This is a genomic window from Catenulispora pinistramenti (genome assembly GCF_018274385.1).
Classification (GTDB): Bacteria; Actinomycetota; Actinomycetes; order Streptomycetales; family Catenulisporaceae; genus Catenulispora; species Catenulispora pinistramenti.
The window spans coordinates 1-10,139 of the sequence record NZ_JAAFYZ010000308.1; the positions used below are offsets into that span (position 1 = coordinate 1).

General features: G+C 68.4%; 8 protein-coding genes and 1 tRNA gene. 4 read left to right on the forward strand and 5 right to left on the reverse strand.

Features of this window, described 5'->3' with window-relative positions; genetic code table 11:
- The first annotated feature begins 241 nt into the window (after positions 1-241).
- A tRNA-Ser gene (locus KGQ19_RS44825) sits at positions 242-300 on the forward strand.
- Positions 301-565: 265 nt separating this feature from the next.
- Here KGQ19_RS44825 and KGQ19_RS44830 read toward each other — a convergent pair.
- The 4 genes from KGQ19_RS44830 to KGQ19_RS44845 form a co-directional block, all read right to left on the reverse strand.
- On the reverse strand, positions 566-1,429 hold the full coding sequence (locus KGQ19_RS44830) for a carbohydrate ABC transporter permease (RefSeq protein WP_212021085.1): 864 nt from the start codon (positions 1,427-1,429) through the stop codon (positions 566-568).
- Entirely contained in the window at positions 1,429-2,442 is a 1,014-nt protein-coding gene (locus tag KGQ19_RS44835) for a carbohydrate ABC transporter permease (protein WP_212021087.1), read from the reverse strand. Before KGQ19_RS44835 ends, KGQ19_RS44830 begins: the two co-directional genes overlap by 1 nt.
- 74 nt (positions 2,443-2,516) lie before the next feature.
- Positions 2,517-3,788 carry an extracellular solute-binding protein gene (locus tag KGQ19_RS44840; RefSeq protein ID WP_212021089.1) on the reverse strand — a complete coding sequence of 424 codons (1,272 nt, stop codon included), beginning with the start codon at positions 3,786-3,788 and terminating at the stop codon, positions 2,517-2,519.
- Between the two features lie 64 nt (positions 3,789-3,852).
- A complete protein-coding gene (locus tag KGQ19_RS44845) occupies positions 3,853-4,917 on the reverse strand; it encodes a LacI family DNA-binding transcriptional regulator (RefSeq protein ID WP_212021091.1) in 1,065 nt (354 codons plus the stop codon).
- A gap of 116 nt (positions 4,918-5,033) precedes the next feature.
- On the opposite strand from KGQ19_RS44845, the gene KGQ19_RS44850 reads away from it, so the two are divergent.
- A complete protein-coding gene (locus KGQ19_RS44850; protein WP_212021093.1) occupies positions 5,034-7,205 on the forward strand; it encodes a glycogen debranching N-terminal domain-containing protein in 2,172 nt (723 codons plus the stop codon).
- Between the two features lie 145 nt (positions 7,206-7,350).
- Here the strand turns inward: KGQ19_RS44850 and KGQ19_RS44855 are convergent, their stop codons facing one another.
- The gene (locus KGQ19_RS44855; RefSeq protein ID WP_212021095.1) at positions 7,351-8,016 is read right to left on the reverse strand and encodes a class I SAM-dependent DNA methyltransferase; all 666 of its coding nucleotides are present in this window, start codon (positions 8,014-8,016) and stop codon (positions 7,351-7,353) included.
- Positions 8,017-8,176: 160 nt separating this feature from the next.
- Here KGQ19_RS44855 and KGQ19_RS44860 point away from each other — a divergent pair, with 160 nt between their 5' ends.
- Positions 8,177-8,710 carry a hypothetical protein gene (locus KGQ19_RS44860; RefSeq protein WP_212021097.1) on the forward strand — a complete coding sequence of 178 codons (534 nt, stop codon included), beginning with the start codon at positions 8,177-8,179 and terminating at the stop codon, positions 8,708-8,710.
- 222 nt (positions 8,711-8,932) lie between these two features.
- Positions 8,933-9,892: a phosphatidylinositol-specific phospholipase C gene (locus KGQ19_RS44865; protein WP_212021099.1), complete on the forward strand. Its 960-nt coding sequence runs from the start codon at positions 8,933-8,935 to the stop codon at positions 9,890-9,892.
- The last annotated feature ends 247 nt before the right edge of the window (positions 9,893-10,139 follow it).

The following is a 10,139-nucleotide window of genomic DNA, read 5'->3' on the forward strand; positions in this document are numbered from 1 at the left end:
CGCGAACCCAGCCCCTCCCCAAACAGACCCGAACCCCGAACAACAGCCCCATAAAGACCATAGAGAAGTGAGAACAAGCCCGCACCGCCACACCGCCGCACCACACCGCCGCACCACCCCGCACCACTGCCCGGCAATAACACTTCGCCAGCACCGAGCCTTCCGGCTACCATTAAGCACACGTCCCGAGCCGCGAACTCGGGGCGACCAACTCAATAGACTTACTCCCCGCCGGGTGCGCAGGAGAGGGTTACTCCGCCTATCAAGCGGGCAACGCAGGTTCGAATCCTGCCGGCCCTGTTCGTAGGGCTGTCGTCTAGTGGCCTAGGACTCCTTTACCTTCCCCGACTCGATCTCCGGCGGGTTCTGCCTCACCCCTCCCGGTGCGCGGGTGGCCGGTACTTCTGGTAGCCATCGGTTCGAGTCCGGTACACGTCCTCGGACGTGCGCGAGTCGGCCGCCGCCTTGATCTCGGGAGGGGTGCCTCTTCCTCCGGTAGGGCACTGCTTCGCGCCGGGCGCTACCCCTTCGCCTGCTACCCCTTCACCTGCTACCCCTCCGCCCGCTACCCCTTCACCCCAGAGCTCATCTGACTCCGCACGATCTGCCGCTGGAAGATGAAGAACAGGATCGCCACCGGGATCGTCGACAGCAGTGCTGCGCCGAGGGTGACAGGGAACTGGTTCCCGGCTCCCAGGGATCCGCCGCTGAACTTCGCCAGGCCGGTCGTCAGGGTGTCGTACTTCGGGTCGGAGGTGGCGACCAGGAAGAAGCTGAACTCGTTCCACGAGCCCTGGAATGACAGGATCGTCAGTGTCACCAGGCCGGGCCTCACCAGTGGCAGGGCGATGTCCCAGTACGTGCGCAGGGCTCCCGCGCCGTCGATTCGCGCCGCCTCCTCGATCGCCTGCGGGATCTGCATGAAGAACCCGCGCATCAGGAAGATGCCGGCGGCGTCTATTGAGATCGGCAGGATCATGCCCGCGTAGGAGTTGTAGAGGTTCAGTTCCTTCAGCACCAGGAAGCGGGGGATCAGGAGGACCACGTTCGGGACTGCCAGGGTGCCCAGGATCAGCATGAAGACGCCGCGGCGGCCCGGGAAGCGGAGGCGGGCCAGGGCGTAGCCGGCCAGGCTGTCCAGGAAGACCCGGAGCAGGGTGATGCAGGTGGCGACGATGATGCTGTTGCGGAGCCACGTGCCGAAGGGGACCGGCTGGTCGCTGCTGTAGCCGAAGATGCGCTTCCAGGACTCCAGGGTGGCCGGGTGCGGGACGATGTTCAGCGGGTGGTTGGTGGCGTCCGGATCGGTCTTGAAGGACGTGGCGATCTGGATCACGAACGGGCCGAGGAACAACAGCGCGAAGGCGATCAGCGCGCCGTACACCAGTACGCGCCGGGACGGGGAGCGGCGCTCGCGGACGGCGGCCATCAGTCGATCTCCTCCGGGAGGATGCGGCGCTGCAGCAGGGTCAGGACCATGATCAGCGCGAACAGCAGGAACGCGATGGCCGATCCCACGCCGAAGTGGTTGTTCTGGAAGCTCTGGTCGAAGGACATGTACGCCGGCGTGCGGGTCGCCGGGTTGTTGCCGGTCAGGTAGATCTGGTCGAAGACCTGCCAGGTGCCGATCATGCCGAGGGTCAGCACCAGTAGCAGCGTGGGCCTCAGGCTCGGCAGGGTGATGTAGCGGAAACGCTGCCAGGAGCCGGCGCCGTCGAGTTCGCCGGCCTCGTAGAGGTCCTCGTTCACGTTCTGCAGGGCCGCCAGGAACATCAGCATGAAGGTGCCCGAGGTCGTCCAGACCACCAGGAAGATGATCACCATCATGGCGATCGACGGCCCGCTGAACCAGTCCCACAACGACTGGCCCATCACCGTGTGCTGGGTCCAGCCCGGTGGTTTGGTGATCCCGACGCCGCTGAGCCAGACGTGGATCACGCCGCGGCTGTCGGCCAGCCAGTTGGGGCCGTGGATGCCGAACCAGTTCAGGATCCCGTTCACCGCGCCGCCGCCCTGGAACAGGAACAGGAAGACCAGGGTGATCGCGATGCTGGAGGTGATCGACGGGAAGTAGAAGGCGGTCCGGAAGAAGCTGCGGCCCTTGAGGAACTTGTTGTTCACCAGGACGGCCAGCCACAGCGCCAGCGCGGTCTGGGCCGGCACCACGAAGAGCACGAACCAGAAGTTGTTGCGCAGCGCCCCGGCGAAGGTGGTCCGGGTCAGACCGTCATGGGTGAGCAGTTGCTGGTAGTTGTGCAGTCCGACCCACTTGACGTCGCCGCCGAGCGGGTTGGACAGACCGTCCCAGTTGGTGAAGCTGACGTAGAGCGCCAGCACGATCGGGACCACCAGGAAGATGATCAGGCCGAGCAACGCCGGCGAGACGAAGAACCAACCGGCGAGGGCTTGACGCCGGTTCTCCTGCGATCTGGTACTGCTCATCTTCCTGGGTGGCCTTTCGATCCGGACAGGGCAGGGATGCGGGCGCGCCGGTGTCGGAGGAACCGGCGCCGCGCCTAGTTGTTACTGAGCGCGTCCGTGGCGTTCTTCTGCAGGCTGGACAGCATGCTCTTGGGATCGGAGGAGCCGTCGGCCAGGCCCTGGATCTTGGAGTCGAAGTCCTTCTGCACCGCGTCGAAGCCGGGGAAGCCGACCGGGCCGAAGGCGTTGTCCGCCCCGGTCACGAAGGCCGCCTGGTCCGGGAACTGCTGGGTGAACTGCGCCTTGGCGGCCTGCCGCGAGGGCATGACGCCGAAGGACTTGGCGAAACTCATCTGCTGGTCGACGGTCGTCAGGTAGTCGATGAAGTCGACCGCGGCGGCCTGGTGCGAGCTCTTCTGGGCCACGCCCCAGCAGTTGGTGAAGGACAGCGTGGCGTTGCCCGCCGGGCCAGCCGGCAGCGGAACGACCTTGTAGTGGACGTTCGGGTAGTCCTTCGACATCGAGCCGACGATCCAGTTGCCCTCGATCGTCATCGCGGCCTTGCCCTTGCCCAGGGCCTCGCCGCCCCAGCCGGTGTCGACCTGCTTGGGGAACTTCAGCGCGCCTTCCTTTGCCAGCTTCTGCAGGTAGTCCAGGGCCTGCAGGTTCTGCGGCGAGTCGGCGGTGACGGTCTTGCCGTCGGCGGAGACCACCGAGCCGCCGGCCTGGCGCATGAAGGCGCCGATCCGGTCCAGGGTGTCGCTCATCACCAGGCCGGTGACGCCGTTGCCGGTCAGCTTCTTGGCGACGGTCTCCAACTGGTCCCAGGTCTTGGGGTAGTCGGCGTCGGTCAGCCCGGCCTTGGTCCACAGGTCCGTGTTGACTTCCAGGGCCAGCGTGGAGAAGTCCTTCGGGACGCAGTAGTACTGACCGTTCTGGGTGAACGCCTTCTGCAGGTTCGGGTACATGTCGGTGGAGTCGGTGATCTTCTCCCCGACGTCGGCCAGGGCGTTGCCCTTGACCAGGCCCTGGAACTTGGAGGCGTCGACGTAGAAGATGTCCGGCGGGGTCCCGCCGGCCAGCGACTGCGTGAGCTGCTGGGTGAGGTCCTTGGCCGGGGTGACCACGACCTTGTTGCCGGTCTTGGCGGCCCAGGCGTTGCCGGCGGCCACCACCGCGTTGGTCTCGGCGTCGCCGGAGGACCCGATGAGCACCTGGAGCGTGACCCCGGAGGTCGCGCCGCCGGTGCCGCCGGCGGAGGACCCGGAGCTCTTGCTGGGACCGCTGCTGCCACAGGCGGCGGCCGTGGTCAGCACCGCCGCGATGCCGGCGGCGGCGATGATCCGCTTGCCGCGAACTGACTTCATTGTCGTTCCTTTCGTTTCGCCTTGGAATCAGGCTCGGGACGCCGGACGCCTTGGTGGCCGGACGTCAGGCCCCGTCGGGGGGTGAGGGGTGGTCGGGATTGCTGCTACCGCGCGCGATGACCGTGGGCTCCACGACGGAGGTGAGCACCGCGCTGCGGGGGTCGTCGATCCGGTCCAACAGCAGGTCCACGCAGCGGCGCGCGATGGACTCCAGGGGCTGGCGGACGCTGGACATGGCGGGCTGGACGACGGTGGCCAGCGGGCTGTCGTCGAAGCCGATGACCGCGACGTCCCGCCCGACGGCCAGACCGCGGTGCTCGATCGCGTGCATCGCCCCGACGGCCATCGCGTCACTGACGCAGACGAAGGCGGTCGGCGGGTGGGCCTTGCCCAGCAGACCGGCGGCCAACTGGGTGCCGGCGCCGATACCGTCCAGGCCGCGCACGGTCAGGCCGCGGGTCGGCAGGCCGAGGTCGGCGGCGGCGGCCAGGTAGCCGGCGTACCGGTCGTCGCCGACCTCGCTGCCTTCGGGCCAGCCGATGAAGCCGATGCGGCGGTGGCCGTTGGCGGCCAGGTGCTCGGTGGCGGCCACGGTGCCGGCGTGCCCGTCGACATCGAGCCAGGAGTAGTCGAACGAGGTCTTCTCCCACGGCCGGCCGAAGCTGACGAACGGCACCTCGCGTTCGGCGAGCCAGGCGGTGCGCGGGTCGTGCCGGTGCGAGCCGGACAGCACGAAGCCGTCCACCGCGCCCCGGCTGACCAGGTCCTCGAACATCGCGATCTCGTCCTCGTCGCCGTCGGCGGCGAACAGGATCACGCCGTAGCCGCGGTCCCGGGCCGCGGAGGTCAGCGCGTACAGGAACCGGCTCTCGATGGAGCTGACTCCCTGGCCGTCCGAACGGGTGGACCGGAAGCCGATCAGCCGGGTGGTCTGCAGCCGGAGGTTGCGCGCGGCCTGGGTGGGCCGGTAGCCGAGTTCTTCCACCGCGCGCAGCACCCGGGTCAGGGTGTCGGGCCGCAGTCGCTCCGGCGCGTTCAGCGCGTTCGATACGGTTTGGTAGGACACCTGGGCGTGCCGGGCGACCGATTTGATCGTCGGCCTCGCCGGTAGCTGTTCAGGCTGTGACATGCACGTTCCTCCTTTCCACGAGTTGAACGTTCAAAGTCCTTCGGGTGGAGTGTTTCATATGAACGTTCAAATGGATAGAGTGCCAGAGTACCGACCCGGAACACGAGGGGCACTCAATGACCGACGGCCCAGCCGACATCCCAGCTCAGCAACCCTATCTGCAAGATCTCCAAACCACCGTGGCCGCTCCGGTCTTCGGCCTGTCGCAGGCCGGCGGAACCCTCCCCGGCGCCGGTGTGGCGGGGGTTTTCGCGGACGACCGGCGTGTCCTGAGTGTTTCGGAGATCACACTTTCCGGGGCCCGGCTGGCGCCGATCGCCGGTGAACTCGACGGAGCCGACGCGACCCGCAGCGTGCTCGTGGCCCGCGGGCTCGGCGAGGACGGCGCGGACCCGGCGGTGTGGGTCGAGCGGCGGCGGGTTCTGCTGAACGGCGACGCCGCCGCCTCCGACGGCGACTCCTGCCAAGACTCCGGCGACGGGTTGCGGGCCCTGGTCCGCGAGACCTTCGAGATCCGGTCGGCCTCGCGCCGCCGGGTACAGAGCACGCTGACCGTCACCCTCGGCTGCGATCTGGCCGAGATCAACGACGTGAAGGAGGGCCTGTCCCCCGGCGCGCTGCCGGCTGAAGCGCTTCACAACGGCCTGCGCTGGACCGGGCGCGGCTCCGTCGGAGCCGACGTCGTGCCGGACGTCGTGCAGGCGATCGCGTTCCCCGAGGCGGCGACCGTGGACGCCGCGAACGGCACCCTGAGCTGGCCGGTGGACCTGGAGCCCGGCGCCGTCGCGCGGTTCGGGATCGACCTGGCCGCCACCCCGGCCGACAGCGCGGTGGTGCTCGGCACCGGCGGCGCGTCGGTGATCGGCGGGCTGCGGGTGGACAGCGGCGACATCCGCGTCCCGCGGTGGCTCGACCGCTCGCTGACCGACCTGCGCGGCCTGGAACTGACCGACCCGCTGGCCCCCGAGGACCACTTCCTCGCCGCCGGCGCGCCGTGGTTCCTCACCCTGTTCGGCCGCGACTCGATCATCGCCGCGCGCATGCTGCTGCCGCTGGGCACGGAACTGGCCGGCGGCACGCTGCGCGCGCTGGCCCGGCGCCAGGGCACGAAGACCGACCCGGACACCGCCGAGCAGCCGGGCAAGATCATGCACGAGATCCGCCGCGCGCCGGCCGACCCCGGCGCGATCGACCGCGCCGGAGCGCGATCGCTGCGGCTGCCGTCGCTGTACTACGGCACCGTGGACGCCACCCCGCTGTGGATCATGCTGCTGCACGACGCGTGGCGCTGGGGCATGCCGGCGGAGGAGGTGGAGAAGCTGCTGGATCCGCTGGGTGCGGCGCTGGCGTGGATGCGCGACCACGGCATGGACGACGCGGGCTTCCTGAGCTACGTCGACGAGTCCGGCCACGGCCTGGCGAATCAGGGCTGGAAGGACTCGCACGACTCGATCCAGTTCGTCGACGGCCGGATCGCCAGCGCTCCGTTGGCGTTGAGCGAGGTGCAGGGCTACGCCTACGAGGCGGCGATGAGCGGCGCGGCGCTGCTGGACGCGTTCGGCCGGCCCGGCGCCGAGGAATGGCGGACCTGGGCGGCACAGTTGGCCGCGCGGTTCCGGGCCCGGTTCTGGATCAGCGACGCGGACGGACCGTTCCCGGCCGTGGCGCTGGACCGGGACGGCAAGCCGGTGAACACGGTGGCCTCGAACATGGGGCACCTGTTGGGGACCGGCATCCTGGACCAGGAGGAGTCGGCGCTGGTCGCGGCCCGGCTCGGCGCGGCGTCGATGTCGTCGGGCTACGGCCTGCGGACCATGGCGACCTCGGCCGGCGGTTACAGCCCCCTGAGTTACCACGGCGGTTCGGTGTGGACGCACGACACCGCGATGGCCGTGCAGGGACTGGCGCGCGCGGCGGCCGACGGGGTTCCCGGCGCGGCTGAGGCGGCGCGCGGCCTGATCGACGGGCTGTTGGAGGCGGCGGCAGGGTTCGAATACCGGATGCCGGAGCTGTACGCCGGCAGTCCCGCGCGCGCCGGCGGGCGTCCGACGCCGTACCCGGCTTCGTGCCGGCCGCAGGCGTGGGCCGCGGCCGCGTCGGTCGCGGTGGTGGCGACGCTGGTCGGGGTGCGACCGGATGTGCCGGGTGACGTCGTGGCGTTCCAGCCGTTGCCGGGCGGCGGCTGGGACGGGCTGACGGTGCGCGGGATCCGGGTCGGCGCGGACGACTTGGACCTGCGGCTGGACGGCGGGGATGTCCGGGTGCTGAGTTCGGCGATGGACTCCTGAACTGATGGAATCTTGAACTGATGGACTCCTGAACTGATGGACTCCTGAGCTTGAGGGAGCTCAGGTCTGCGGCGGCCGGTGGGGTACGAGGAGCGCTTTCGGGCGCACCCCACCGGCCGTCGTCTTTTCTCTTTTGTTTTGGCTGCTAACCGGCTGTCGGCTTGCGCGCCAGGATGAACGCCTGCGGCCCTTTGTCCGTCTCGCCGGGTGCCCGTACCAGCCGGGCCTCGACGACGAATCCGGCCTGTTCCAACAGTTCCGCGACGCGCTCGGGCGAGTGCCAGTACACGGTGAGCGAAACGTCGTGCCCGTAGGCGTGGGTCAGCGGCGACTCCCGGTCACCGGCCTTGAAGCCCAGGAGCAGGTGCCCGCCCGGAGTCAGGACCCGGAAGAACTCCGCGAACACGCCGGGCAGCTGTTCCAGCGCCATGTGCACGATCGAGTACCAGGAGACGGCGCCGCCGAGTTCGCCGTCGGCCAGCTCCAGCGCGGTCATGGATCCGACCTCGAACCGAAGCCCGGGATTCCGCTTCCGGGCGACCTCGACCATTCCCGATGAAAGGTCGACGCCGAACGCCGGCACCCCCTCCTCGTTCAGATACGCCGTCAGGTGCCCAGGACCGCAACCGAGATCGCCGACCGGCCCGGAGTTCCGGACCCGGGCCACGAACTCGCCGAGCATCGCGGTCTCCAGGGGCATGCGGCCGAAGTCCAGGGTGACCAGCTCGGCATAGCTGCCGGCGACGGTGTCATAGGAGTCTTTCGTTGCTCGCAGGTCGGTCGATGCGGGCGCTCCCGTGGATGCAGTCACGCGCAGCACCGTACCGGCCCTGGCCGACAGCCCCGCCACCTGCCGGAACATCGGGAAGCGCATCCACCGGCACCGAGGGATTGTCAGGCATCTGCTTCGGCGCTACCTTCCGCGATGAGTTAGGAAGGTTTCCTAACTTGATCGCGAGAGGAGTTCGACAGTGCTCCGCAAAGCCCTGGCATCCGTGGCGGCGATCGCCGCGGCCCTGCTGATGTCGGCGGCCGGGCCGTTGGCCGCGGCCCACGCCGACCCGCAGACCATCACCGTCAACATCACGTCGTACGGCTACAACGACAACGACGACGGCAACGGCCACTACGGCACCGCCCAGATCGCGTACCCGCAGATCCACCAGATCGCCACCGAGGACCTGGGCACCTACAGCCAGCCGGTGACGTTCGCGACGGACGAGAACGAGTTCGCCCCGGGCACCATCATCTACGTCCCGCACCTGGAGAAGTACTTCATCATGGAGGACGGGTGCGTGGAGTGCACCACTGACTGGAACAACGGGATCTACCACGTCGACCTGTGGATGGGCCCGAACGACGCGATGCAGCCGGAGCCGGCGCTGGACAACTGCGAGGGGTCGATCACCGGCAGCTTCGACATCATCGTGAACCCGGATTCCAGCCAGCCGGTGGACCAGAACCCGATGTTCAGCAACGGGAGTTGCACGGTCGACACCTACTGACCGCGCCGTCCGAGTTGTCCGCACTGACCATGCCGACAACGCCGACCGCACGCGCGTCGAAGTCGACAGTCGCCGCGAGTGCGGGATGAGGATCGAAGGGGTCGGCCGCCGTTCCGGCGGCCGACCCTCAAGCTTTCCCGGTACGTCCATGGCCAGGTGGTGACACCGCGCTTACCGTGAACGCCGTCGCAGTGCCCGGACCCACCACCTTTGGAGCCGCTCATGAACCCCACCCGTCGCAATGTCCTGAAATGGGGCCTCGGCGGCACCGTGCTGGCCGCCGCCTCGATCGGCCTGCCGGCCGCGGCGCGCGCCGACTCGCCGGTCACCCCGGGCGGCAAGCCCACGGACAGTTGGATGAGCTACCTCGACCCGAATCTGTCATTGCTGGGCATGACGATCCCCGGGACCCACGACACCTGCTGCACCGATCCGGCCAACGGCACCGAGTGGTCGCACACCCAGAACTGGGGCCTGCCGCAGCAGTTGGAGCAGGGGGTGCGGTTCGTCGACATCCGCTGCAACGGGCTTCAGGGAACGGCCAGCGAGATGGGCATCTACCACTCCAGCTACTACCAGGGCATCCGGCTGCAGGACGTGCTCGACCAGTGCCGGGCGTTCCTCTCGGCGCATCCGACCGAGACGATCGTGATGCGGCTGAAGAACGAGGACGCCGGCGGCCAGGCGCTCAGCGACGCGGAGTTCCAGCGCCGCTTCAACTACTACATGGACACGCTGGGGTATCGGGGGCTGTTCCACATGTACGGCTGGCCGACGCTCGGCCAGGCGGTCGGCAAGGTGGTCCTGTGCGCCGACTTCACGTTCCCGGCCTCGTGGAACCTGATCCACTGGGCCGACAGCGCCGACCAGTTCAATGTGCAGGACACGTACACCGGCGTGTCGACGGGCACGAAGGGCCAGCTGATCACGCAGCAGTTCGACGCCGCCTACACCAACCCGGCGCCGACCACGATGTACGTGAACTTCCTCAGCCTGGCGCCGTCGGTGCAGGACGGTCTGGAGTTCCCGAAGGACCTTGAGCAGACGCTGATGGACGACTCGATCTACCCGTACCTGAACGCCCGGACCGGGCAGCGCGCGCGGTTCGGGATCGTGCCGATGGACTTCCCGGACTTCCACGTCAACGTGCTGGAGATGCTGATCGACAAGAACTTCGTCTGATCGGCGCCGCCTGATCCCGTCAACGTCGCCTGATCCCAAGATCAGTCATCACTCTGCGTTGACTCCCTTCCGATCATGCCGCCTGCCAGCTAGCCTTCAACAGCATTCAACATGGAGCTGAGGTCTTGGAGGACAGATGTCGGCGAGGTCTCAATCAGATCGGCAGGCAGATCGGCAGGCGGCGGGCGGTTCGCTGAGCCGGCGGGCGGTGCTCGCCGGCGGGGCGGCCGTCGGGGTCGTGGTGGTC

What these genes read in the sequence shown, in the direction of transcription:
- KGQ19_RS44840 (WP_212021089.1), bottom strand. Translation starts at nt 3,788, where the DNA reads ATGAAGTCAGTTCGCGGCAAGCGGATCATCGCCGCCGCCGGCATCGCG.
- KGQ19_RS44830 (WP_212021085.1), bottom strand. Translation starts at nt 1,429, where the DNA reads ATGGCCGCCGTCCGCGAGCGCCGCTCCCCGTCCCGGCGCGTACTGGTG.
- KGQ19_RS44835 (WP_212021087.1), bottom strand. Translation starts at nt 2,442, where the DNA reads ATGAGCAGTACCAGATCGCAGGAGAACCGGCGTCAAGCCCTCGCCGGT.
- KGQ19_RS44865 (WP_212021099.1), top strand. Translation starts at nt 8,933, where the DNA reads ATGAACCCCACCCGTCGCAATGTCCTGAAATGGGGCCTCGGCGGCACC.
- KGQ19_RS44845 (WP_212021091.1), bottom strand. Translation starts at nt 4,917, where the DNA reads ATGTCACAGCCTGAACAGCTACCGGCGAGGCCGACGATCAAATCGGTC.
- KGQ19_RS44850 (WP_212021093.1), top strand. Translation starts at nt 5,034, where the DNA reads ATGACCGACGGCCCAGCCGACATCCCAGCTCAGCAACCCTATCTGCAA.